20 protein-coding genes are annotated in these 23,627 nt (G+C 60.1%); 9 read left to right on the forward strand and 11 right to left on the reverse strand.

The window, feature by feature from the left end:
* Positions 1 to 54 precede the first annotated feature (54 nt).
* The 6 genes from TX23_RS08245 to TX23_RS08270 all read left to right on the forward strand — a co-directional run bounded on the left by TX23_RS08245 (position 55) and on the right by TX23_RS08270 (position 6,092).
* Complete coding sequence (locus TX23_RS08245; protein ID WP_057701775.1) at positions 55 to 1,440, forward strand: M16 family metallopeptidase; 1,386 nt, start codon at positions 55 to 57, stop codon at positions 1,438 to 1,440.
* A gap of 69 nt (positions 1,441 to 1,509) precedes the next feature.
* Positions 1,510 to 2,541, forward strand: coding sequence for a DUF5924 family protein (locus TX23_RS08250; protein ID WP_057701776.1), 1,032 nt, complete (start codon positions 1,510 to 1,512; stop codon positions 2,539 to 2,541).
* Between the two features lie 54 nt (positions 2,542 to 2,595).
* Complete coding sequence (locus TX23_RS08255) at positions 2,596 to 3,744, forward strand: ABC transporter permease (protein WP_057701777.1); 1,149 nt, start codon at positions 2,596 to 2,598, stop codon at positions 3,742 to 3,744.
* Positions 3,741 to 4,544 carry an ABC transporter ATP-binding protein gene (locus TX23_RS08260; protein WP_057701778.1) on the forward strand — a complete coding sequence of 268 codons (804 nt, stop codon included), beginning with the start codon at positions 3,741 to 3,743 and terminating at the stop codon, positions 4,542 to 4,544. Before TX23_RS08255 ends, TX23_RS08260 begins: the two co-directional genes overlap by 4 nt.
* 1 nt (position 4,545) lies before the next feature.
* Positions 4,546 to 5,484 (forward strand): MlaD family protein, encoded by a 939-nt coding sequence (locus TX23_RS08265; protein WP_057701779.1) that lies wholly within the window; start codon positions 4,546 to 4,548, stop codon positions 5,482 to 5,484.
* Positions 5,481 to 6,092: an ABC-type transport auxiliary lipoprotein family protein gene (locus TX23_RS08270; protein WP_057701780.1), complete on the forward strand. Its 612-nt coding sequence runs from the start codon at positions 5,481 to 5,483 to the stop codon at positions 6,090 to 6,092. The genes TX23_RS08265 and TX23_RS08270 overlap by 4 nt, the downstream gene beginning before the upstream one ends.
* A gap of 92 nt (positions 6,093 to 6,184) precedes the next feature.
* On the opposite strand, the gene TX23_RS08275 is transcribed toward TX23_RS08270, so the two are convergent.
* From TX23_RS08275 to TX23_RS08290, 5 genes are all read right to left on the reverse strand, one after another.
* A complete protein-coding gene (locus tag TX23_RS08275) occupies positions 6,185 to 7,414 on the reverse strand; it encodes a nucleoside recognition domain-containing protein (RefSeq protein ID WP_057701781.1) in 1,230 nt (409 codons plus the stop codon).
* Between the two features lie 98 nt (positions 7,415 to 7,512).
* On the reverse strand, positions 7,513 to 8,844 hold the full coding sequence (gene gltP / locus TX23_RS08280; protein ID WP_057701782.1) for a glutamate/aspartate:proton symporter GltP: 1,332 nt from the start codon (positions 8,842 to 8,844) through the stop codon (positions 7,513 to 7,515).
* 727 nt (positions 8,845 to 9,571) lie between these two features.
* A complete protein-coding gene (locus TX23_RS08285; RefSeq protein ID WP_057701783.1) occupies positions 9,572 to 10,039 on the reverse strand; it encodes an inhibitor of vertebrate lysozyme family protein in 468 nt (155 codons plus the stop codon).
* A 2-nt stretch (positions 10,040 to 10,041) separates the two neighbouring features.
* Positions 10,042 to 10,206: a DUF1328 domain-containing protein gene (locus tag TX23_RS26995; RefSeq protein ID WP_003187386.1), complete on the reverse strand. Its 165-nt coding sequence runs from the start codon at positions 10,204 to 10,206 to the stop codon at positions 10,042 to 10,044.
* A gap of 77 nt (positions 10,207 to 10,283) precedes the next feature.
* Positions 10,284 to 10,568, reverse strand: coding sequence for a hypothetical protein (locus TX23_RS08290; protein WP_057701784.1), 285 nt, complete (start codon positions 10,566 to 10,568; stop codon positions 10,284 to 10,286).
* Between the two features lie 392 nt (positions 10,569 to 10,960).
* Here TX23_RS08290 and algB point away from each other — a divergent pair, with 392 nt between their 5' ends.
* Both algB and TX23_RS08300 read left to right on the forward strand, forming a co-directional pair.
* Positions 10,961 to 12,307 (forward strand): sigma-54-dependent response regulator transcription factor AlgB, encoded by a 1,347-nt coding sequence (gene algB, locus TX23_RS08295; protein WP_032878543.1) that lies wholly within the window; start codon positions 10,961 to 10,963, stop codon positions 12,305 to 12,307.
* Between the two features lie 10 nt (positions 12,308 to 12,317).
* Positions 12,318 to 14,102 carry an ATP-binding protein gene (locus TX23_RS08300; RefSeq protein WP_057701785.1) on the forward strand — a complete coding sequence of 595 codons (1,785 nt, stop codon included), beginning with the start codon at positions 12,318 to 12,320 and terminating at the stop codon, positions 14,100 to 14,102.
* A gap of 105 nt (positions 14,103 to 14,207) precedes the next feature.
* On the opposite strand, the gene TX23_RS08305 is transcribed toward TX23_RS08300, so the two are convergent.
* The 5 genes from TX23_RS08305 to TX23_RS08325 all read right to left on the reverse strand — a co-directional run bounded on the left by TX23_RS08305 (position 14,208) and on the right by TX23_RS08325 (position 19,433).
* Positions 14,208 to 14,984, reverse strand: a complete 777-nt coding sequence (locus tag TX23_RS08305) for an N-acetylmuramoyl-L-alanine amidase (RefSeq protein ID WP_057701786.1) — start codon at positions 14,982 to 14,984, stop codon at positions 14,208 to 14,210.
* A gap of 88 nt (positions 14,985 to 15,072) precedes the next feature.
* On the reverse strand, positions 15,073 to 17,118 hold the full coding sequence (locus tag TX23_RS08310; protein WP_057701787.1) for a GGDEF domain-containing protein: 2,046 nt from the start codon (positions 17,116 to 17,118) through the stop codon (positions 15,073 to 15,075).
* Positions 17,115 to 17,993, reverse strand: coding sequence for an endonuclease/exonuclease/phosphatase family protein (locus TX23_RS08315; RefSeq protein WP_057701788.1), 879 nt, complete (start codon positions 17,991 to 17,993; stop codon positions 17,115 to 17,117). Before TX23_RS08315 ends, TX23_RS08310 begins: the two co-directional genes overlap by 4 nt.
* 10 nt (positions 17,994 to 18,003) lie before the next feature.
* A complete protein-coding gene (gene dsbA, locus TX23_RS08320; protein WP_057701789.1) occupies positions 18,004 to 18,639 on the reverse strand; it encodes a thiol:disulfide interchange protein DsbA in 636 nt (211 codons plus the stop codon).
* A gap of 167 nt (positions 18,640 to 18,806) precedes the next feature.
* Entirely contained in the window at positions 18,807 to 19,433 is a 627-nt protein-coding gene (locus TX23_RS08325; protein WP_057701790.1) for a c-type cytochrome, read from the reverse strand.
* 447 nt (positions 19,434 to 19,880) lie between these two features.
* Between TX23_RS08325 and yihA the strand changes: the two genes are divergently transcribed.
* Positions 19,881 to 20,522 carry a ribosome biogenesis GTP-binding protein YihA/YsxC gene (yihA, locus tag TX23_RS08335; protein WP_057701791.1) on the forward strand — a complete coding sequence of 214 codons (642 nt, stop codon included), beginning with the start codon at positions 19,881 to 19,883 and terminating at the stop codon, positions 20,520 to 20,522.
* Positions 20,523 to 20,790: 268 nt separating this feature from the next.
* Here yihA and polA read toward each other — a convergent pair whose 3' ends face one another.
* Positions 20,791 to 23,586, reverse strand: a complete 2,796-nt coding sequence (gene polA, locus TX23_RS08340; protein ID WP_057701792.1) for a DNA polymerase I — start codon at positions 23,584 to 23,586, stop codon at positions 20,791 to 20,793.
* Positions 23,587 to 23,627 lie beyond the last annotated feature (41 nt).

Raw genomic sequence — 23,627 nt, forward strand, 5'->3', positions numbered from 1 at the left:
ACGACGGCCAGTGAAGTCAGTTAACAATGGACCTCACTTGCCAGGAAGCTTGTTATGCGTCGCCTGTTACTCGCCTGCCTGCTTCTAGGATCGGCACACACCTTTGCCTTCGACCGCCAGCAAGTCGAGGGCTACACCTTGCCCAATGGCCTGCAGCTGCTGCTCAAACCGGGCACCGAACGCGGGCACGTGGCCATCCGCCTGGTGGTCGGCGTAGGCCTGGATGACTTCGGTTGCGAAGACAAAGAGCTTCCCCACCTGTTCGAGCACCTGCTGTTCAGCGGCATCGACGGCGGTGGCGAAGGCGACCTCGAAGACCGCATGCAAGCGTTGGGCGGCGAGTGGAACGCCTACACCAGCAACGCCGACACCACATTCGTCATCGAGGCCCCCGCGCACAACCAGCGCAAGGTGCTGGACTTGCTGCTGGCCATCCTCACCCGCACGCAGCTGACCGACGCCAATATCAACGCCGCCAAGCAGGTGGTCGAGCGTGAAGACGGCGGCCACTATTCGCATTTGCAACGCCTGCTGGACCGTCAGGACCTCGGCCACAGCGCCAGCAACCAATTGGCCGTCGAGCTGGGACTCAAATGCGCCGAACGCGCGCAGGTCGGCCACCTGACCCGCGATCAATTAGAGACGCTACGCAAAGCGTGGTACGCCCCCAACAATATGACGCTGATCGTCGTCGGCGATCTGGATAAACTGCTGCCCGCCTACCTGGAACGCACCTACGGCCAACTCGACCCGGTAGACCCGAGCGAACACCGCCCACTGCCGCAGATCCAACACACCGCCGCCAGCCACCGCGATCTGGTGCATGGCTGGGTCGGCGATGGCGCCAAGCTGCACTGGCTGTTCCCAGAGCCAGTGCTGGACGACCAACATGACGAAACCTACGACCTGCTCAAGGATTACATCGACTGGGCACTGTACCGACAGCTGCGTCTCAAACACGGCTTGTCCTACGGCCCGTGGAGCGAACGCGAAGTACTCGGCGGCGTAGGCTTCCTGAGCCTGAACGCCGACCTGGAACGGGAAAATCTCCCTGAAGCCGAGCAAGTCTTGCAAGACCTCAAGGCACAACTGCTCAAGGATGGTCTCGACGCGAAGGTGTTCGCCCGCCTGCAACAGGCCGCCATTGCTCGCCAAGCCTGGGCGGTACAGGGCAACAGTGCGTTGGCCGATTACTACTGGAGTGCAGCCGGCGACTACGCTGACGGCCGCTTCGGCGACCCGGTCAAGCGCATCAAGGCGGTGAGTCTTTCGCAAACCAACCAGGCAATGCGCGAAGTGTTCAAGCAACCGGGCTACTGGCGCATCGAAAAGCCGTTGTTAAGCTATGACGCCCTGACCTGGATCGGCGCAGGCGTGCTTGGGCTCATCGCCATCGTGTTGATGGGCGTTCGGCGTTATCGCCAACGGATCGTGGAATGAAGCAACGGGCCCAGCGCTAAGACGTTATTCTGTCTGGGATTTTTTCCTACAAAGACTGCGAACCGCCGAATGCCAAACCTGACCCATCTAATCCAGCGCATCCTCGAACTGATCAAGCGCTACCCAGGGGTCATTGCACTCGGCGGTTTCATCTCGGGTGTGGGCAGCTTCATCCTGGTGGACCGCCAGCAAGGCATGGCCAGTTGGATCGCTGTCATCATGCTGGTGAGCTGGCTGTGGCTGATGCTGGAAAACAGCTTTACCCAACTGTTTGCCAAGCTCTTCAAGCGCGAGATCCCGGAACCGCTGCTGCGCTACGCCACGCAGATGATCCACCAGGAAAGCCTGTTCTTCGTGCTGCCGTTCTTTTTCGTCACTACGGCCTGGAACAGCGGCCAATCGCTGTTCACCGGCCTGCTCGGCGCGGCAGCATTGGTGTCGATCATCGACCCGCTGTACTACAAGTGGCTGGCACCCAAGCGCTCGCTGTTCCTGGCCCTGCACACCCTGACCTTGTTTGCCGCATTGCTCACCGCGCTGCCAATCATCATGCACCTGACCACTGCCCAGAGTTACAAGCTGGCGCTGGGCGTGGCCATGGCCCTGTCGATCCCCAGCCTGGCGGTCAGCCTGCCGCTGCGCAGCCTCAAGGGCTGGGCAATGCTGCTGGGGGTAACGGCAGCGATCGGCTGCGCAGGCTGGTTCCTGCGCAGCTGGGTACCGCCGGCCACCCTGTGGATGACCGAAGTCGCCATCAGTACTCAACTGCAAGACCGCACCCCAGGCGATGACCTCAAGGAGGTCACTGCCGCCCAGTTGCGCAGCGGTGGCCTCTACGCCTACACCGCGATCAACGCGCCACGCGGGCTGGATGAGCGGATCTATCATGTGTGGAAATTCAACGGCAAGGAAGTCGACCGCATTGCCCTGGATATCCATGGTGGGCGCAAGGAAGGCTATCGCGCCTGGACCCACAAGCAGAATTTCCCGGGCGACGCAGCGGGGCGCTGGCAAGTGCAGGTCCTCACCGAGGATGGCCAGGTGATCGGCGTCTTGCGCTTCAAGGTGATCGACACAGCACAAGCGGACAACCCAAAGTAGGTCAGATCGTGCTATTACGTAGCCATTGTGGATAGCCAAACAAGCTCGGAGCTTATGACCACTCGCACGACCGCAGGCGCAGCCCATCTTGATACGTCCAGCACCCCGCCCTCGCTGCGGATTACCGGTGACTGGACGCTTGCCCACTACGCCAGCCTGAAAAAACTGTCGGACAAACTCGACGGCCAATACGACGCCGGCGCCCGTATCGACCTTAACGGCCTCGGTGCGCTGGATACCGCCGGTGCGTCATTGCTGGTAGAGCTGCTGGGCCCCGACCGCATCGAGCACTCCGCCGAGCAGACCGATTGCAGCCTGTCGGCTGCCGACCGGGCGCTGCTCAAGACGGTCTACCGTTCCCTCAATGATTTTTGCGTCCCGCTCAAAGAGCCGCAAGAAAGCGCCGGCATCCAGGTCCTGGCACGTATCGGCCGCGCCGTGGACACCGTCTGGCAAGACGCCAAGAAACTCCTGGGTTTTATCGGCCTGATTCTTGAAACCCTCGTACGCGGGATGTTTCGACCCAAGCGCTGGCGCCTTACACCGATGGTCGCCCATATCGAACAGACCGGTCTCGACGCCGCACCTATCGTGGCCCTCCTGACCTTTCTGGTGGGCGCGGTGGTGGCGTTTCTGGGCGCCACCGTGCTCAAGAGTTTTGGCGCGACGATTTTTACCGTGGACCTGGTGGCGTTTTCTTTCCTGCGTGAATTCGGCGTGCTGCTCACCGCGATCCTGATCGCTGGCCGCACCGCCAGTGCGTTCACCGCGCAAATCGGCTCAATGAAAGCCAACGAAGAAATCGACGCCATCCGCACCCTGGGCCTGGACCCGATGGAGCTGCTGGTACTGCCGCGGGTTCTGGCGCTGCTGGTGGCACTGCCGATGCTGACTTTCCTGGCGATGCTCTCGGGGATTGTCGGCGGTGGCGTGGTGTGTGCCGTCGCGCTGGATATTTCACCGGCGATGTTCCTCTCGCTGCTGCAATCGGACATCGGCGTTCAGCACTTTTTGGTGGGTATGGTGAAAGCGCCGATCTTTGCTTTCCTGATCGCGGCCATTGGTTGCTTGGAAGGCTTCAAGGTCAGCGGCAGCGCCGAATCAGTCGGCGCGCACACCACCTCCAGCGTGGTGCAGTCAATTTTTGTGGTGATCGTGCTGGATGCGGTCGCCGCGATGTTTTTCATGGAGATGGGCTGGTGAGTCGTCTACACCGTGCGCCCACTGAGGCGGTCATTGAGGTACGCGGCCTGTGCAACCGCTTTGGTAGCCAGAGTGTGCATGAAAACCTCGACCTGGATTTATACAAAGGCGAGATTCTGGCAGTGGTCGGCGGCTCCGGCAGCGGCAAGTCGGTGCTGTTGCGCAGCATCGTCGGCCTGCGTCGGCCCAGCGAAGGTGAAGTGCGGGTATTGGGCAAGAACCTGCCGAGTCTGCCTGAGCACGAACGCTCGCTGGTGGAGCGGCGCTTTGGTGTGCTGTTTCAGAAAGGCGCGCTGTTTTCCTCGCTGACCGTTACCGAGAACGTTGCCCTGCCATTGATCGAACACGCCGGCCTCAGCCGCGCCGACGCCGAGCACTTGGCGGCGGTCAAGCTGGCACTGGCCGGGCTGCCCTTGTCGGCGGCCGACAAATACCCGGCTTCGTTGTCCGGTGGCATGATCAAGCGGGCGGCCCTGGCTCGTGCGCTGGCACTGGATCCGGACATCCTGTTCCTCGACGAACCCACCGCCGGCCTCGACCCGATTGGCGCAGCGCAATTCGACCAACTGATCCTGACCCTGCGCGATGCGTTGGGCTTGAGCGTGTTCCTGGTTACCCACGACCTCGATACGCTGTACACCATCACCGACCGCGTGGCGGTGCTGGCGCAGAAGAAAGTGCTGGTGGCCGACGCCATTGATGTCGTCTCGGAAACGGACGACGCCTGGATTCACGAATATTTCCACGGCCCCCGAGGCCGCGCGGCATTGGATGCCGCTCAATCGCTCAACGAGGTATGACATGGAAACCCGAGCCCATCATGTGATGATCGGACTGTTCAGCGTAATTGTGGTGGTCGGCGCTATGCTCTTCGGCCTGTGGCTGGCCAAGTCCAGCGTCGACAGCGCCTTCCAGGATTACGAAGTGGTGTTCAACGAAGCGGTCAGCGGCCTGTCCCAGGGCAGTGCGGTGCAGTACAGCGGGATCAAGGTGGGCGACGTCACCAGCCTGCGCCTGGATCCCAAAGACCCGCGCCGCGTCCTCGCGCGCATCCGCCTGGCCGGGCAAACGCCGATCAAGGAAGACACCCAGGCCAAGCTGGCGCTGACCGGCATCACCGGTACCTCCATCATCCAGCTCAGCGGTGGCACCCCGCAAAGCCCGGAACTCAAGGGCAAAGACGGCAACCTGCCGGAAATCATCGCCTCGCCATCGCCCATCGCGCGCCTGCTCAATAACAGCAACGACCTGATGACAAGCGTCAACTTGCTGCTGCACAACGCCAACCACATGTTTTCCCGGGAAAACGTCGAACGCTTGAGCAACACCCTGGATAACCTGCAACAAACCACCGGTGCCATCGCCGAGCAACGCGGCGACATCAAGGTGGTGATGCAGCAACTGATGCAGGTGAGCAAACAGGCCGGTGCCGCGCTGGAGCAAACTACCGTACTGATGCGCAGCGCCAATGGCCTGCTCAACGAGCAAGGCAAGCAAGCGTTCGGCAGCGCCGAGCAAGCGATGAAATCCCTGGAACAAAGCACCGCCACCATCAACAGCTTGCTGACCAACAACCAGGACTCGGTGAACAGCGGTATGCAGGGCCTCAACGGACTGGCGCCAGCGGTGCGCGAGCTGCGTGAAACCCTCGGTTCGCTGCGCGCCATCTCTCGCCGCCTGGAAGCCAACCCCAGCGGTTACCTGCTGGGCAGTGACAAGAACAAGGAGTTCACGCCATGAAGCGTGCTTACCTGATGATCGCCCCTGTGGCCCTGGCACTGCTCAGCGCCTGCTCGATTCTGCCCAAGCCTGACCCGTCAGACGTGTACCGCCTGGTGTCCACCCAACCAACCACCCAAGGCACGCCGGTGAGTTGGTCGCTGCGCGTAGCCAAACCCCAGACCAGCGAGTTTCTCGACAGTCCACGCATTGCCGTGGTGCCTGACGGCAACCTGATCAGCAGCTATGCGAACTCACGCTGGAGCGACCCGGCACCGGTACTCTTACGCAACCGCCTGCTGGACGGCTTCCAACGCGATGGACGGGTAACGCTGCTGAGTACCGACGAGACCAACCTGCAAGCCGACTATGAGCTGGGCGGGCAGTTGCAGGCGTTTCAAAGTGAATACCGGGGTGGTGCGGTGGATGTGGTGATTCGCCTGGATGCGCGTTTGGTGCGCGGCAGCGATCAGCGGATTATTGCCAGCCGGCGGTTTGAGGTAAGGCAGCCGGTGGGTGACACCAAGGTGCCAGTAGTGGTGGCAGCCTTTGGTAAGGCCGGGGATCAGTTGAACAAGCAGGTGGTGGATTGGGTAGTGGCGCAGGGCAATACAGCACCTAGACGCTGAGGGCCTCATCGCAGGCAAGCCAGCTCCCACTTTTGATTGTATTCACAAATCAAAATGTGGGAGGGGGCTTGCCCCCGATAGCAATCCAAGGCTTAACCGAAGAACCAGTAGCACACCGCAATAGCCGCCACGACACCGGCAAACTCCGCCAGCAACGCACAGCCCACGGCATGTCGCGCCCGCTGAATCCCCACCGAACCAAAGTACACCGCCAACACATAGAAGGTGGTCTCAGTACTGCCCTGTACCGTCGCTGCCACCAACGCCGGGAAGCTGTCCACGCCCTGGGTCTGCATGGTCTCGATCAACATCGCCCGTGCCGCACTGCCGGAGAACGGCTTGACCATCGCAGTCGGCAGCGCGTCGACAAACCGCGTATCCATGCCCGTCCAGGCCACCACGTGGCGAATCCCCTCCAGGCCGAAGTCCAACGCGCCCGAGGCCCGCAATACGCCCACCGCACACAGCATCGCCACCAGGTAGGGCAACAGGTTCTTGGCCACGTCGAAACCTTCCTTGGCGCCTTCGACAAAAGCCTCGTACACCTTGACCTTGCGCAGGGCGCCAATGACCAGGAACAGCATGATCAGGCCAAACAACGTGAGGTTGCCCAGGATCGACGACAAGCCGGCCAGCGCCGTTGCAGACAAGGTCGCCAGCAGCGCCATAAAGCCGCCCAGCACCAATGCGCCCGGAATCAGATAAGCCAGCACCACCGGATCCCACAGCCGCAGGCGCTGCATCACCGCCACCGACAGCAGGCCCACCAGCGTTGAGGCGCTGGTGGCCAGCAGGATTGGCAGGAACACCAGCGTCGGGTCGGCGGCGCCTTGCTGGGCGCGGTACATGAAGATGGTGACCGGCAACAGCGTCAGCGAGGACGCGTTGAGCACCAGGAACAGGATCTGCGCGTTGCTCGCCGTGTTGGGGATGGGGTTGAGTTCCTGCAAGGCCTTCATGGCCTTCAGGCCGATGGGCGTGGCGGCGTTGTCCAGGCCCAGGCCGTTGGCGGCGAAGTTGAGGGTGATCAAGCCGATAGCAGGGTGACCGGCAGGCACTTCTGGCATCAGCCTTCGAAACAACGGGCCGAGCGCCTTGGCCAGCCAATCGACGATCCCGGCTTTTTCAGCGATACGCAAAAAGCCCAGCCACAAGGTCAGGGTGCCGAACAGCAGCACCATGACTTCCACCGATAATTTGGCCATGGCGAAAATGCTTTCCACCATCGCCGCAAAAATCCCGGCGTTACCGCCCACCAGCCATTGCGCCAGTGCTGACACCATTGCCACGACAAAGAAGCCAAGCCACAGGCCATTTAGCATCAGTTGAATCCCCCGAAAGATGGGGCGAATGATAGCGGGGCTGACAGAAACGACAAACCCCGGAATTACCCGGGGTTCGTGTCAGCGCATTCGTGCGATCAGCCGCGAGTGGTCTCGCCGGCCGGCAAAGTTTCCTTGCTGCGCCAGTGCGGCAGGGAGTTCCAGTAGCGCTCACCCTTGGCGTCGTCGTACATGCCTTCCCAACGGGAGATGACCAGCACGGCCAGAGCGTTGCCGATCACGTTCAGTGCGGTACGCGCCATATCCATCACACGGTCGACACCGGCGATAAACGCCAAGCCTTCCAGCGGAATGCCCACGCTGCCCAGGGTAGCCAGCAACACCACAAAGGAAACACCCGGCACGCCGGCGATACCTTTGGAGGTGACCATCAGGGTCAGTACCAGCATCAGCTGCTGGCCGATCGACAGGTCAATGCCATACAGCTGGGCGATAAAGATTGCCGCGATGCTCTGGTACAGGGTCGAGCCATCGAGGTTGAACGAGTAACCGGTCGGCACCACGAAGCTGCAGATCGCCTTCGGCGCGCCGTAGGCCTCCATCTTCTCGATCACCCGTGGCAGCACGGTTTCGGAACTGGCAGTGGAGTAAGCCAGTACCAGCTCGTCCTTGAAGATGCGCATCACTTTCAGGATCGAGAAGCCAAACAGACGAGCGATCAGGCCCAGTACCGCAAAGGCGAAGAACAAGATGGCGACGTAAACCAGGATGACCAGCTTGGCCAGCGGCAGCAGCGAGGCAAAGCCGAAGTTGGCGACGGTCACTGCGATCAGGGCAAACACGCCGATAGGGGCGTACTTCATGATCATGTGGGTGACTTTGAACATGCTCTCGGACACGCCCTGGAACATGGTCACCAGCGGCTCGCGCAGCTCGGGCTTGAGGCTCGACAAGCCCAGGCCGAACAGCACCGAGAAGAAGATGATCGGCAGCATTTCGCCACGGGCAACCGCCGCGAAGATGTTCGAGGGGATCAGGTTGAGGATGGTTTCGATGAACGCATGTTCATGCTGCACCTCGGCGGCGGTCGCCTGGTACTTGGAGATGTCGACAGTACCCAGGGTACTCATGTCAATGCCGGCGCCCGGGTGGAACAGGTTGGCCAGCAACAGGCCAACCACGATGGCGATGGTGGTGACTACTTCGAAGTAAAGGATGGTTTTGACGCCGATGCGACCGAGCTTTTTCGCGTCGCCCACTCCGGCAATGCCGACGATCAGCGAGGAAATCACAATCGGGATCACGATCATCTTGATCAGGCGGATAAAGATATCGCCCGCCGGCTGCAATACGTTGCTGATCCACCAGGCTTTTTCAGCACTGAAATGGTTGAGCACTGCACCGATTGCGATGCCCAGTACCAAACCGATGAGGATCTGCCAGGCGAGGCTTAGCTTTGCCTTCTTCATGTCATTACCCTTACTTCAAGTGGACTTATGGCAAATGCGCCAGCTGCAACGCCCGAAAGCGAAAAAGTGTGTGCATCTGCCTCCATGGAAGGTCACCGCAGCGTGGCCGAAATGGCTTACTGGTAGGCGAAAAAAGGCGCAACTATTCCCATGCAAGGGAGCGACGTCTAATGCCGTAAACGCCTACCCTATGCCGAATCGGCATGGCTTTTTTTAAAAATAATTGTCCAAACGGTCAGTTCGAATACGCCATTAAGGCGGGCGAATACGCCGTGAGGCTGCCAAATCAGGCTCGCTCAGTGATGCTGAACGACTTGCCGCGGTTGGCAAAAATGCGTGAGAAATCCACCACCTAGCACCAGAAATCTCCTATGGTGCGGATGAAAATTTCTCGATAGATGGTCGCGCCGACATACCCGGTAATGGTTGGCGAAAGGCAAAAAGCAAAATTGAGACTATGAGAGGCATGAAGCAAGACACATGAAGCGCGGGCATCAGAGTCGTAAGCCCGCCGCAAGTTCAGCAAGCTTGAGGTCTTGTGAACTTGCGTCGCAGCTTTTTGCCTGACCCGGCCCTTTCGCAGGCACTCCCTGTACCCGTAGGTCACGCCGATCTTGATTGATCAGAGCAACCCGGCCCCCTGGTCATGCACCACCCTTGGCGAGTGATGCAAACAGAAAGAAGCGAGGGGCTCCTTTCTATGGACGCCGGCTCCGTCAGACGGAACCTAGTACCAATTCGGATCTTTCTTTAACTGCTCCATCAGCAGCTTCTGCATGCCTTCGTCCGGTTTACCGATAAAACGGTAATCGGCGTGCCGCGTCGGGGACTTGTCTGCCGGCAAACCTGCCGGGACTTCCACCAACATGGCGTAGGCATCTTCCTTGTCCAGGCTGAAAGCAACGATCAGACGCTTGTTCAGGCAGGTGTCAGCGGTTTCGCAGAGCGGCCCGACCAAGTACTTGTCGCCATCTTCCTCAACAGCATTCATCTGCTCGGCCGAACCGGACAGGTTCATCACCCATTCCGGCATACGCTCTTCTTTCTTCACCACGCCTTGCCAGGTTTCACGGTATTGCGCATCCGCACTGAGCAATTCGTTTGCCCGGGATTGCCCGTCATTGGCGGCAATTGCCAGGCCGCTGCCACCCAAGAGCAGGGCGGCAGCCATGGCTTTAAAAGGCAGAGAGGTCATATTCAACCTCGGCCTTTGCGGCCAAAGAAGAACGAAGCAATGAACATCACCAGGAAGACGACAAACAGGATCTTGGCGATGCCGGTGGCGGTGCCAGCGATACCACCGAAGCCCAGGACTGCAGCGACAATGGCGATGATCAGAAAGGTGATTGCCCAACTCAACATGGTGATTCTCCTTATGCTTCTATAGAGGTAACAGCGGTAGTGCCGTGCAGCCGCTCAACACAAGCGACGTTTAGTGCCTAGAACACCCAGCGCTCTTGAGCAGGTAGCTCGTCCAGAGTGGAATCCTGGTCGACCAGGCTCAATTGCGGGGCGGTTACATTAGCGCTGGCGCTGCCAATGGAACGGAAGTGGGTCTGGGTCATCACCGGACGCTCAAATTGCGGGGTTGGCTGCTCGCTCTGCTGCCAGTGCTGCATCTGCTGACCGCCAATCAGCGTGACCATCAAGGCCAGGCTGGCAAACAGGCCCTGCTGCATACGCAGCGGCGATACACGCAATTGGCTTAGGCTTTGGCGAGTCATGCTGTATTTCTCCCGCATTCTGATTATTCGTTCATGACGCTCTTGGGAGAGATATTGCAGAGTACATGCCAGCTTTATTGCAAAATAAAACACAATAAAATCAATGAGTTACCAATCAATCCACAATTCGCCACCCAGCATCCTGCACGATGCCTGTAGAGATGCCGTGCGAAATGCACGATGGTCGGTGGTCGGGTCAAGGGATCGAATGCGCCTGTCCAGTTGCCGAAGTGGCGAGAAGGCATGAAAAGGCCATTAGCTGGCACCTTGTAGGAAGGCCTGCAGATACCTACACGAAGATGCTTTTTATGAATCAGAATAAACCATGCAACTTGCCCGATTATTCCGGGACTAAACACCATCTTATTTAATAGTTAAGGAGCGCGGGACAGATGGATTCAGCCAAGGAGCTTCAAGGCCGCATTCTTTTAGTGGATGACGAATCCGCAATTCTGCGCACGTTCCGTTATTGCCTGGAAGACGAGGGCTACACCGTTGCCACCGCCAACAGCGCCGCGCAGGCCGATGCGCTGATGCAGCGCCAGGTGTTCGACCTGTGCTTTCTGGACTTGCGTCTGGGAGAGGACAACGGCCTGGACGTACTCGCGCAGATGCGTATCCAGGCGCCGTGGATGCGTGTGGTGATCGTCACGGCCCACTCCGCCGTGGATACCGCCGTGGACGCCATCCAGGCCGGTGCCGCCGACTATCTCGTTAAACCCTGCAGCCCCGACCAATTGCGCCTGGCGACCGCCAAGCAATTGGAAGTACGCCAGCTCTCTGCGCGACTCGAAGCCCTGGAAGGTGCCGTGCGCCAACCCAAGGATGGCCTCGACTCTCACAGCCCATCAATGATGGTGGTACTGGAAACCGCCCGCCAAGTGGCCGGGACCGATGCAAATATCTTGATCCTCGGCGAGTCCGGCACCGGTAAAGGTGAGCTGGCCCGCGCCATTCACGGCTGGAGCAAACGCTCCAAGAAGTCTTGCGTGACCATCAACTGCCCGTCTTTGACCGCCGAGCTGATGGAAAGCGAACTGTTCGGCCACAGCCGCGGCGCGTTCACCGGCGCCAGTGAAAGCACGCTGGGTCGAGTTAACCAGGCCGATGGCGGCACGTTGTTTCTTGACGAGATCGGCGATTTTCCACTCACGTTGCAACCCAAGCTGCTGCGCTTTATTCAAGATAAGGAATATGAACGTGTGGGCGACCCGGTCACCCGCCGCGCCGACGTGCGTATTCTCGCGGCCACCAACCTGAACCTGGAAGACATGGTGCGCGACGGCCGCTTCCGGGAAGACTTGCTGTACCGCCTCAACGTCATCACCCTGCACCTGCCACCGCTGCGCGAACGCAGTGAAGACATCCTCACCCTGGCCGACCGCTTCCTGGCACGCTTCGTCAAGGAATACGCGCGCCCCGCGCGTGGCTTCAGTGATCAGGCCCGTGAAGCGCTGCTCAACTATCGTTGGCCCGGCAATATCCGCGAGCTGCGTAACGTCGTGGAACGCGCCAGCATCATCTGCCCCCAGGAAAAGGTAGAGATCAGTCATTTGGGGATGGCCGAGCAACCGACCAACAATGCACCTCGTATCGGTGCGGCGTTGAGCCTGGACGAGCTGGAAAAAGCCCATATCGGCGCCGTGCTCGCTACCAGTGACACCTTGGATCAAGCAGCCCGCACCCTCGGCATCGACGCGTCGACCCTGTACCGCAAACGCAAACAGTACAACCTGTGAGCAGGACCTTATGAAGCTCGCGATGAAACTGCGCACTCGGTTATTTCTGAGCATTTCAGCGCTGATCACCGTGGCCTTGCTGGGGTTGATCCTGGGCCTGGTCAGCGTCATGCAAATGGCCAAGACCCAGGAATCGCTGATCCGCAGTAACTTCATCACCCTGGACCTGGGGCTCAAGTTGCGTCAGAGCCTGGGCGACCAGCTGATCATGATGCTGGAGAAACGCCCCGACCCTGAGGCCCTGCGGGCCTCCAAGCAGCATTATTTCGACCTGCTGGACCAAGGCATCGCCCATGAACAGGCCGGTATAAGCCATGGCTTCGGACAGGCACGCTCCGATTACCAGAAACTGCTCGACGCATTCGATCAATCCCAACAGGAACCACCACCGCCGGGCAGCAAGGAAAAAATCACTGAAACCTTCAACATATTGCGCAACGGACTGATTGCCGATCACAAGCAGGCGCTGGAGAACATCAGCGCCAGCGAGCACAAGTCCCGTGAGCGTGCGCTATTGATCGCAGGGCTGCTCGGGTTGGTGGGCCTTGCGGTGCTGATCATTGGCTTTGTCACGGCCCATGGCATCGCGCGACGCTTTGGCGGGCCGATCGAGGCACTGGCCAAAGCCGCCGACAAGATCGGGCAGGGCGATTTTGAAGTGACCCTGCCTATCTCCTCGGCAGCGGAGATGAATCAGCTGACCCGCCGTTTCGGCATCATGGCCGAAGCGTTGCGCCAGCATCAGGCCACCAATGTCGATGAACTGCTGGCCGGCCAACAGCGCCTGCAAGCGGTGCTCGACAGCATTGATGACGGCCTGCTGATGATTGATCGCCAGGGCTGCCTGGAGCACCTCAACCCGGTTGCACAGCGCCAACTGGGCTGGGACGAGGAACGCCTCGGTCAAGGCCTGGGCGAAGCTCTGGGTCGCGCAGAGATGGATGAACAACTGCAACTGGTGCTGCGCGGCGGCAACCTGGAGCGGGCGCCGGAGGATCTGGAAGTGGAAGTCGAGGGCGAACTGCGCCTGCTGACCTACAGCCTGACCCCTGTGAGCCATACCCAGGGCCATATTCTGGGGGCGGTGATGGTGCTGCACGACGTTACCGAACAGCGCGCTTTCGAGCGAGTACGCAGCGAGTTCGTGTTACGCGCCTCTCACGAGCTACGTACACCGGTGACCGGCATGCACATGGCCTTCGGGCTGTTTCGCGAGCGAGCCAAGTTCCCCGCGGAGTCCCGTGAAGCGGACCTGCTGGATACGGTCAACGAAGAAATGCAGCGCCTGATGCAGCTGATCAACGATTTGCTCAACTTCTCGCGCTACCAGAACGGCCTGCAAAAACTCACCCTGGGCGCCTGCGATGTGACCGACCTGCTGGAACATGCCCGGGCACGATTCGCCGAACCCGCCAATGCACAGCACATTGAATTGCTGGTGGAAGCCCAGCCGGAGCTGCCGCGACTGTATGCCGACCGGGTGCAACTGGAGCGCGTGCTCGACAATTTGCTCGGCAACGCGTTGCGCCACACCGCCGAAGGCGGACAGATTCGCCTGCAGGCACGGCGTCATGGCGAGCGGGTGATTATCAGTGTTGAGGACAACGGCGAAGGCATCGCCTATGGGCAGCAAGGGCGAATCTTCGAGCCCTTTGTGCAGGTGGGTCGAAAGAAAGGCGGCGCGGGCCTGGGGCTGGCCTTGTGCAAGGAGATCGTGCAATTGCACGGCGGCCGCATGGGCGTGTATTCACGGCCGGGGCAGGGTACGCAGTTCTATATGGCCTTACCCCTGTAGGAGCGAGCTTGCTCGCGAAGAACCTCAACGATAACGCTGTGCTGTCAGGCAGCCCGCGTCGTCTATGCGTTCTTCGCGAGCAAGCTCGCTCCTACCTGTACACCATCAACGGTGATTCAGGGCCCGCAGGATCGCGGCGCTTTCAGCATCCGGGGTGCCATCAAACAGTGACGGGCGAAAGCGCATCTGGAACGCGGCGATCACGTGTCGCGTGGCCACATCCAGCTCCCCGGTCTGCGGCGTCTGGTAGCCCAGGCGAGCCAGTTCTTCTTGGAACCAGGTGATGCTCGGCAGCTGAGCGGCGTACTGCACCTGGAACCGTGCCACGGCCTGGGCATCCGGCCATACGGCCAGGCCTTCTGCGGCCAAACGCTTCCAGGGGAACAGCGGCCCCGGATCCAGTTTGCGCAGTGGGGCAATGTCGCTATGCCCGATGATGTTCTTGGGGTCGATGCCATTACGCTTGCTGATGTCCTTGAGCAGCACGATCAGCGACTGCACCTGTGCTTCGGAATACGGGTACCACACACGCCCTGTCGGCGTATCGCGGAACCCCGGATTGACGATTTCGATGCCGATGGAGCTCGAATTGAGCCAGGTGCGTCCCGCCCACTCGCTTTCCCCCGCGTGCCAGGCGCGCTGGCTTTCATCCACCAGCTTGTAGATGGTGCCTGAGGCGTCGTCGCCGATCAGGTAATGGCTGCTAACCTGGCCATGGGTCAGCAAGGCCAGCGAGCGCTCCAGGTTGGTCGAGGTGTAATGCACGACGACGAACTGCACGCGGTTGTCGTGGTTCACCGACGGGTGGCTGGTATTCAGACGCGGGCCGCTGGCGCAACCGGCGAGCAGGAGAAACACAAAAGCAATAGACAAGGATTTCATGGCAGGAGCATTACACTGAGAGACGATAATGCAACAGTGTAACGTAACGTAATTCGCGCAGCGGTCAAATTACAAAATGGAACATCTTTTAGGCCGCCTGCACTTGATTGCGTCCCGCTGCCTTGGCCCTGTAAAGCGCTTCATCGGCACGCTTGAGGGCCATGTCGCTGCGCTCGCCAGGTTGAAACTGCGCCACGCCCATGGACACTGTGATCGTCACAGGCTCGCCTTTGAAGTGGAACGGGCAAGCCTCGATGGCAGCGCGCATTACTTGAGCGACGGCCAAGGCATCCGCCAGGGTTGAGTCGGGCATCAACAGCACGAACTCTTCACCGCCAAAACGCGCGATGAAGTCGCTGGGCCGCAGGCGCTTGCTCAGCACATTGGCGATGATCTTGAGCACCTTGTCGCCCGCCAGATGACCATAGCCATCGTTGATGCGCTTGAAATGATCCAGGTCGAGCATGGCCAGCGACAGGCTGTTGCCCTGCTGATGCCAGGCGTTGACCTCGTGATCCAGGCGCTCACTCCACGCTGCCCGGTTGGGCAAACCAGTCAGTGGATCGAGCAAGGCCTTCTGACGCTGTACCTCCAGATGCTCACGGTAGCCCTGGGCTTCCTGCTCCATGTTGGCCACACGCTCAGCCAGGGCTTTAAGGCGCGCAGCCACTTCCTGCTCACGTTGATCACGCTGCTGCTGATGCTCGTCCATCGTCCCGAGCAAGCCCTCAAGATGGCTTTCAAGCACCTGCTTGAGGCTGTCCAGATCGGCGGCTTCCTGCACGCTGCTTTGCAAGCCGTCGACCTGTTCACGAATCTGCGTATCCAGCTCCCGCGCGGCCAGGCTGCTATCGGCGTGGCCCTCGCTGGCGACCTGCAGGTGGCCCTGGAATGCCTCAAGGCGCTCGTTGAGTTGCTTGAGATAAGCCTCGAACTCATGCTGGCCACTGTCGGTGATCGCCAGCATCAGCACAGCCAGGTCATCCAGAATGGGGATCAGCTCGTACCAATTCAAGCCGTGGGCAAGACGCTCGCGCATGGCTTGCGCCTGGGGCCGATGACGTTCAGGCAGGGACAGGTCTTCCAACAGACCCAGTAACGTATCTTCGATGTGCTTGGCTACCGAGCTGTAGGACGGCTCAGGCGAGTCGGGCAGGGCGTATATTGCATCGGACTGCAGCTCGTCTGGCTCGGGAGTTTCCAACACAGGCGGGAGAGACAGGCTACCTATGCTGGTTTGATCCGGCGCCTCGACTTGAACCGGCGGTGCTTCAATAAAGGCGGCGAGCGCGCTTTCAGGGGCCGGCTCTTCTATCGGCGGCTCAGGGGTCTGCGCAGGTGAAGCAATCGGCTCTACTGGAGGCGGTGCCTCGAATACAAAGGTGTCGCGGGCCGCTTCCAGCGGGGCCTGCACTACCGGCTCAGAGGTGGGAGCAAGCGGCGTTTGTGGTTGCGGGGCAAAGGCACGCAAGGCCTGGGTCAATTCTTCGGACTGTGCGGGCTCCTGCGGTTCGGGCGCCGGTGGCGGCGCAGCTGGCTTTGACGGCGCCGACTGCGCTGTGGGCAATGGCGCAGCGTCAACCTGCGGCGCTTCACTCGATCCATCCTTGCTGCCAAACAGCCGTTGCAGCAGCCCAGGACCTGCGCGCGAGGTATCGCTTTCAGGCTCCAGATTATTCAGCGCCTGCCCTTGCAGGCTGCTTAGCTCGCTGAGCAACAGCGGTATCTCCCGCGCTTGGCCGACGCGGCTATCGAGCTGCTTGGCGAAGGCTTTCAGCGGGCGGGCTACCTCGCGCGGCAAGGCAAGCTTTTGCAACTGAGCAACCAGGGCCGTGAGTGCGGTGCTGATCTGGTCAACCCGGGTTTCGCGACGCTGCTCGGAATCCAGCACGGCCTTTTCCAGGCGCGGCAACAGTGCGGCGAGGGCGGCGTCCATGTCGTCGGTACGCACCACATCACGCATTTCCTTCATGCATTGATCAACAGCGCGGTCAGTCCCTTCAGCGGCCAGGGTGCTGCGTACCAGGCCGCGGCGCAGCAGGTCGAGGCGGGCGGCCCAGCGGCGTTCGAGCTTGTCTTGTTGCTCGATGCTCTTAAGGTATTTCTCTTTCCAGCGCTGGGCGTCGTCGCTCATGCAAGAGGTCCGCGAGGGCCTGGGCTCAACGCGGGTAATGCATCAGCCGTAAGCGAACCCGGCAGACGAATCTCTACCGCGACGGGCAGGTGATCGGAAATGGGCTGCGCCAGTACCCGCACACTTTCCAGTGTAAGGCTCGGGCTGAGCAGGATGTGGTCAAGGCAGCGCTGCGGGCGCCAGCTGGGAAATGTGGCTTCGACTTGCGGAGCCAACAGGCCCAGGTCGCGCAGCGGGGAATTCTGCAACAGGTCGTTGGCATGGGTGTTCATGTCACCCATCAACACCTGGTGCTTGTAGTGGCCAATCAGGTCGCGCACATAGGCAAGTTGCAGGTTGCGGGTACGTCCGCCGAGTGCCAGGTGCATCATTACTACCACCAAGGCTTCGGGACCTTCACCGAAACGCACCAGGATCGCACCGCGGCCTTTGGGACCCGGCAGCGGGTGATCCTCGATGACGGTCGGCTTCAAGCGGCTGAGCACACCATTACTGTGCTGTGCCAGGCGCCCCAGGTTGCGGTTGAGCTGCTGGTACCAGTAGGGGAACGCGCCAAGTTGGGCAAGATGCTCCACCTGGTTGATGTAGCCCGAGCGCAGGCTGCCGCCGTCGGCCTCCTGCAAGGCGACCAGGTCGAAGTCGCTGAGCAGGTCGCCGATCTTTTGCAGGTTACCGGTACGCCCCTTGTGCGGCAGAACGTGCTGCCAGCCACGGGTGAGGTAGTGCCGGTATTTCTCGGTACTGTTGCCCACCTGAATATTGAAACTGAGCAGGCGCAAGCGGCTGTCTGCCGGCAGGTCCGTGGCTTGCAGGTGGTGTTCGTTGACCTGCGGCTCGTGCAGGCCAACGACGCGTTCGGTACCCCAACGGCGCATGGCGGGCCCCTTACTTGGCTGCGCGCTCTTTGGCGATCAATTGGTCGGCAACATTGAGGACCGCTTCAGGACCACCGGCAGTGCCCAGGTCGAAACGGTATTTGCCGTTGACGATCAGGGTTGGAACGCCTTGCACACCGTACTTCTGCGCGAGTTCCTTGGCTTGCTTGATCTGGCCCTGGATGGCGAAGGAGTTGAACGTGGCCAGGAACTTGTCCTTGTCCACACCCTGGGTGGCGACGAAGTCAGCCATTTCGTCTGGCTTGGTCAGGCGCTTGCCTTGTTTCTGGATGGCTTCGAAGACGGCGTTGTGAACCTTATGTTCCACACCCATGGCTTCAAGGGTCAGGAACAGTTGGCCGTGGGCATCCCATGGGCCGCCGAACATGGCGGGAAGGCGACGGAAGTTAACGTCCTTGGGCAGCTTTTCGGCCCATGGGTTGATGGTCGGCTCAAAAGCGTAGCAATGCGGGCAGCCGTACCAGAACAGCTCCACCACTTCGATCTTGCCGGGTACCGAAACCGGTACAGGGTTAGCCAATTCAACGTAGGTTTTACCGGCTTCAAGCGGCACGTCGGCAGCTTGTGCGGTCATGCCGAAGAGGCTGGCAGTGACGAGAGCGGCGCTGAGGATCAGATTACGCATGCTTTACTCCTGGACAAATAAAGTCGCCTCACGCGACCTTTGTTGTGACAGGTCTACGCGGGCATGAGTTCGTTAGTGTAACGGCAGCGGCCACAAAAAAGGGCGGCCTGAGCCACCCTTTTTATGCTTGCATCGCGGGATTAATCGAGCGTTAACGTCGAGCCCCGTCAGTGCAGGCCCTGGATATAACTGGAGAGGGCTGCAATGTCTTCATCGCTCAGCTTGCGAGCAATGGTGCGCATGGTCATTGCGTCACCATCATTGGCCCGGCCGGCTTCTTCTTTACGGAAGTCAGTCAATTGCTTGGCGATATAGGTGGCGTGCTGTCCGCTCAGGTGCGGGAAGCCCGCGGCGGCGTTGCCTGCGCCATTTGGCGAGTGGCAACCGGTGCAAGCAGGCAAGCCTTTTTCCAGGTCACCGCCACGGAACAGCTTCTCTCCGCGGGCTACCAATTTAGGATCAGCAGCTCCCACACTGCCTTTCTGGCTGGCAAAATACGCTGCGAGGTCCGCCAGGTCCTGATCGTTGAGATTGGTCAGCAGGCCGGTCATTTCCAGCACCGTGCGCTTGCCGTCCTTGATGTCGTGCATCTGCTTGGTCAGGTAACGTTCACCCTGGCCGGCCAGTTTGGGGAAGTTCGGCGCCGGGCTGTTGCCATCCGGCCCGTGGCAGGCACCACACACGGCGGCTTTCGCTTGACCGGCAGTGGCATCACCTTTGACGGGGCCCTCTGCAGCGACGCCAGCGCCTGTGATGCCCAAGGTCAACAGCAGACTCACGATCAGTTTGTTCATCAGCTAATCCAACTACGGCTAAGGGTTTAAGAGTTATCTACCGGGTTTACTCACCGCCAACTCAATGACGGCCTGGTAATCCTCAGTACTGCAGTCCATGCACAAACCACGCGGCGGCATTGCCTTGAAACCCTGGGTCACGCGCTGCATCAGCGTGACCACACAAACTCGGTTGTACAGCGCTTGTGGATCCTGTGTAGCCTGAGCGCCGTAAAGCGGGTTCAGGACACCAAAAGCGGCAACCATTGAGGCCATACATCGACCTTTTCAGGGTTTGAGAGCGTTTTGCGTTCTAATGCGCAATAAAGGTCTTTCGCTCCCGTGAGCTTCATCCTTCGCTGGGACAAAGCACACACAAAATCTGCGGCATTATATACTGGCGCTACTGAAACGGAAACGACACCGCTTGCCGCACCCTTTTTCGGCACCGCCCACATCGGAAATCTCATGCAACTCAAGAATCCCATCCTCGGCCTGTGCCAACAGTCCACGTTCATGCTCAGCGCCGCCAAAGTGGACCAATGCCCCGATGACGAGGGCTTTGAAGTCGCCTTTGCCGGCCGTTCCAACGCTGGCAAATCCAGCGCACTGAACACCCTGACCCACGCCAGCCTGGCGCGCACCTCGAAAACCCCGGGTCGCACGCAACTGCTCAATTTCTTCAAGCTAGACGATGATCGGCGTCTGGTCGACCTGCCGGGCTACGGTTATGCAAAAGTACCTATCCCGCTGAAGCTGCACTGGCAGCGTCACCTGGAGGCTTACCTGGGTGGCCGCGAGAGTTTGAAGGGTCTGATTCTGATGATGGACATCCGCCATCCAATGACTGACTTCGACCTGCTGATGCTCGATTGGGCGGTCGCCAGCGGCATGCCGATGCATATCCTGCTCACCAAAGCCGACAAGCTCACCTACGGCGCAGCCAAGAACACCCTGCTCAAAGTGCAGTCCGAGATCCGTAAGGGCTGGGGCGATACCATCACTATCCAACTGTTCTCGGCGCCAAAGCGCATGGGCCTGGAAGAGGCTTACACCGTGCTGGCCGGCTGGATGGAATTGGCGGACAAAGGCGCGCAAGTCACCGAGTAACTTTTCTGCGGGCAAAAAAAACCCCGGACTTCGTATGGGGAGGGAAGTTCGGGGTCCAAGTTCCGGACCGCTAGGGCGGGGTCCAGATATCTGCCAACACTTAACACAACATAGGAGCATTGAAGGGCTTCACCACCCATTCAGTAACTCTGAGTAGCAGTTCACAGGTTAAGTTCCGGCAGCTCCAAAAAACTATTGGAAATAACCCTCGACGATTTGTGCTCTAAAGCACTGCGCCAGCACACGCGGTGTTGGCGCAGGTTTGGCATCAGTGCGCTTCGTCCCAGTTATCGCCTACGCCCACATCCACTACCAGCGGTACGTCCAGCTGGGCCGCGGCGCTCATATGTTCGCGAATCTTCTCGCTGACTTGTGGGATCAGGTCCTCACGCACCTCCAGTACCAGTTCATCGTGCACTTGCAGGATCACTTTGGCATCCAGGCCCGACTCGGTCAGCCAGTTATCCACCTGCACCATGGCCTTCTTGATGATGTCCGCCGCCGTGCCCTGCATGGGCGCGTTGATAGCCGTGCGTTCTGCAGCGGCGCGCTCCTGAGGCTTGTTGGAGTTGATATCCGGCAAGTACAGGCGTCGCCCGAAAAAGGTTTCTACATAGCCCTGGTCCGCTGCCTGGGCGCGAGTGCGCTCCATGTATTCGCGAACACCGGGATAGCGGGCGAAGTACACATCGATGTACGCCTTGGCGGTCTTGGTGTCGACACCGATGTCCTTGCCCAGCTTCTGGGCACCCATGCCGTAGATCAGGCCGAAGTTGATCGCCTTGGCGCTGCGGCGCTGGTTGGACGTGACCTCAGCCAGCTCAACCTTGAATACCTCGGCAGCCGTGGCGGTGTGCACGTCCAGATCGTTTCGGAAAGCGTTCATCAGTCCTTCGTCCCTGGACAGGTGCGCCATGATCCGCAGCTCGATCTGGGAATAGTCCGCCGCCAGCAGTTTGTAGCCCTTGGGTGCGACAAACGCCTGGCGAATCCGCCGCCCTTCGGCGGTGCGCACCGGGATGTTCTGCAGGTTCGGGTCGCTGGAGGACAAGCGCCCGGTGGCCGCTACCGCCTGATGATAAGACGTATGAATGCGCCCGGTGCGTGGGTTGATCTGTTCCGGCAGGCGGTCGGTATAGGTACTTTTGAGCTTGCTCATGCTGCGGTACTGCATCAGCACCTTGGGCAACGGAAAATCATCTTCGGCCAATTTGGCCAGTACTTCTTCGGCAGTGGACGCCTGCCCCTTGCCGGTTTTTTTCAACACCGGCATCCCCAGCTTCTCGTAGAGGATTGCACCAAGCTGCTTGGGTGAACCGAGGTTGAACTCTTCACCGGCAATCTCGAAGGCCTGGCGCTCCAGCTCGACCATCTTGTTACCCAACTCAATGCTCTGGATGCCCAGCAGCTCCTTGTCTACCAATGCGCCCTGGCGCTCGATACGTGCCAGAACCGGCACCAGCGGCATCTCGATATCGGTCAGCACACTGGCCAGGCTCGGGATCGCGGCCAGCTTCGCGTGCAGCGCCTGGTGCAGACGCAAGGTCACATCGGCATCTTCGGCCGCATAAGGGCCTGCTTGCTCAAGGGCAATCTGGTCGAATGTCAGCTGCTTGGCGCCTTTGCCGGCAATGTCCTGGAAACTGACCGTGTCGTGGTCCAGGTACTTCTTCGCCAGGCTGTCCATGTCATGGCGGGTCGCCGTGGAGTTCAGCACGTAGGATTCGAGCATAGTGTCGAAGGCGATGCCCCGCACAGTGATGCCCTGCGCAGGGTCGCCACCGATGGCGCAGTTGGCGAGGATGTTCATATCGAACTTGGCGTGCTGGCCAACCTTGAGTTTGGTCGGGTCTTCCAGCAGCGGTTTCAAGGCCAGCAGCACGGTGTCACGGTCCAATTGATCCGGCGCGCCGATATAGGAGTGGGTCAGCGGGATGTAGGCGGCCTCATGGGGCTGCACAGCGAACGAGACCCCGACCAGTTGCGCCTGCTGGGCGTCGATGCCGGTGGTTTCGGTGTCGAAGGCAAACAACGGCGCATCGTGGAGTTTCTTCAGCCACACGTCGAACGTGGCCTGGTCCAGGATAGTGGTGTAAACCGCCTCTACCGGCACCGATATAACGGCCTCAACCGGCGTGTCGGCGGCAGGCGCAACCTCGCTCGCCGACTTGAGCTCCACACGCTTGGCATCGCGCTGGATTTCGTCGTACCAGCTCTTGAACTCAAGCAGCGTGTACAGCTCCAGCAGCTTTTCGCGGTCCGGCTCGATCAGGTGCAGGTCATCCAGGCCCACGTCCAGCGGCACATCGATCTTGATCGTCGCCAACTGATAGGACAGGAATGCCATTTCCTTGTGTTCTTCCAGCTTGGCCGGCAGGGTTTTGGCTCCGCGGATAGGCAGGGTTGGCACAATATCGAGCTGCTCATAAAGCTCTTTGAGACCGCCATTGACCCCCACCAACAAGCCCGAAGCGGTCTTAGGGCCAATGCCCGGAACGCCTGGGATGTTGTCGGACGAATCGCCCATCAACGCCAGGTAGTCGATGATCTGCTCGGGAGCGACGCCGAATTTCTCTTTTACGCCCTCAACGTCCATCGAGCTACCGGTCATGGTGTTGACCAGGGTAATGTGCCCGTCCACCAGCTGCGCCATGTCTTTATCACCGGTCGAAATCACCACCGGGCGGCTGGCGGCCGCGCTGCTGCGGGCCAGGGTGCCGATCACGTCGTCAGCCTCAACGCCTTCGACGCACAACAACGGGAAGCCCAGGGCGATTACGCTTTGATGCAGCGGCTCGATCTGCAGGCGCATGTCATCGGGCATGCTCGGGCGATTGGCCTTGTATTCGGCGTACATCTCATCGCGAAAGGTCCCACCCTTGGCGTCGAACACCACCGCGAACGGGCTGTCCGGGTACTGCTTGCGCAGGCTTTTGAGCATGTTCAACACGCCCTTGACCGCACCGGTTGGCAGGCCTTTGGAGGTGGTCAGCGGTGGCAACGCGTGGAAGGCGCGGTACAGATAAGAAGAACCGTCCACCAGGACGAGGGGCGCTTGGCTCATGAGCAGGATCAACCTTTTCGGCGGGTCAGGCGCTAGAATAG

Source organism: Pseudomonas paralactis (assembly GCF_001439735.1).
Taxonomy (GTDB): domain Bacteria; phylum Pseudomonadota; class Gammaproteobacteria; order Pseudomonadales; family Pseudomonadaceae; genus Aquipseudomonas; species Aquipseudomonas paralactis.

Excerpts from the sequence above, each read along its gene's own strand:
- TX23_RS08325 (WP_057701790.1), bottom strand. The coding sequence starts at position 19,433 with ATGAACAAACTGATCGTGAGTCTGCTGTTGACCTTGGGCATCACAGGC.
- dsbA (WP_057701789.1), bottom strand. The coding sequence starts at position 18,639 with ATGCGTAATCTGATCCTCAGCGCCGCTCTCGTCACTGCCAGCCTCTTC.
- TX23_RS08290 (WP_057701784.1), bottom strand. The coding sequence starts at position 10,568 with ATGACTCGCCAAAGCCTAAGCCAATTGCGTGTATCGCCGCTGCGTATG.
- TX23_RS08300 (WP_057701785.1), top strand. The coding sequence starts at position 12,318 with ATGAAGCTCGCGATGAAACTGCGCACTCGGTTATTTCTGAGCATTTCA.
- TX23_RS08250 (WP_057701776.1), top strand. The coding sequence starts at position 1,510 with ATGCCAAACCTGACCCATCTAATCCAGCGCATCCTCGAACTGATCAAG.
- TX23_RS08305 (WP_057701786.1), bottom strand. The coding sequence starts at position 14,984 with ATGAAATCCTTGTCTATTGCTTTTGTGTTTCTCCTGCTCGCCGGTTGC.
- gltP (WP_057701782.1), bottom strand. The coding sequence starts at position 8,844 with ATGAAGAAGGCAAAGCTAAGCCTCGCCTGGCAGATCCTCATCGGTTTG.
- TX23_RS08310 (WP_057701787.1), bottom strand. The coding sequence starts at position 17,118 with ATGAGCGACGACGCCCAGCGCTGGAAAGAGAAATACCTTAAGAGCATC.
- TX23_RS08315 (WP_057701788.1), bottom strand. The coding sequence starts at position 17,993 with ATGCGCCGTTGGGGTACCGAACGCGTCGTTGGCCTGCACGAGCCGCAG.
- TX23_RS08270 (WP_057701780.1), top strand. The coding sequence starts at position 5,481 with ATGAAGCGTGCTTACCTGATGATCGCCCCTGTGGCCCTGGCACTGCTC.
- polA (WP_057701792.1), bottom strand. The coding sequence starts at position 23,586 with ATGAGCCAAGCGCCCCTCGTCCTGGTGGACGGTTCTTCTTATCTGTAC.
- TX23_RS08275 (WP_057701781.1), bottom strand. The coding sequence starts at position 7,414 with ATGCTAAATGGCCTGTGGCTTGGCTTCTTTGTCGTGGCAATGGTGTCA.
- yihA (WP_057701791.1), top strand. The coding sequence starts at position 19,881 with ATGCAACTCAAGAATCCCATCCTCGGCCTGTGCCAACAGTCCACGTTC.
- TX23_RS08285 (WP_057701783.1), bottom strand. The coding sequence starts at position 10,039 with ATGACCTCTCTGCCTTTTAAAGCCATGGCTGCCGCCCTGCTCTTGGGT.
- algB (WP_032878543.1), top strand. The coding sequence starts at position 10,961 with ATGGATTCAGCCAAGGAGCTTCAAGGCCGCATTCTTTTAGTGGATGAC.
- TX23_RS08265 (WP_057701779.1), top strand. The coding sequence starts at position 4,546 with ATGGAAACCCGAGCCCATCATGTGATGATCGGACTGTTCAGCGTAATT.
- TX23_RS08245 (WP_057701775.1), top strand. The coding sequence starts at position 55 with ATGCGTCGCCTGTTACTCGCCTGCCTGCTTCTAGGATCGGCACACACC.
- TX23_RS08255 (WP_057701777.1), top strand. The coding sequence starts at position 2,596 with ATGACCACTCGCACGACCGCAGGCGCAGCCCATCTTGATACGTCCAGC.
- TX23_RS26995 (WP_003187386.1), bottom strand. The coding sequence starts at position 10,206 with ATGTTGAGTTGGGCAATCACCTTTCTGATCATCGCCATTGTCGCTGCA.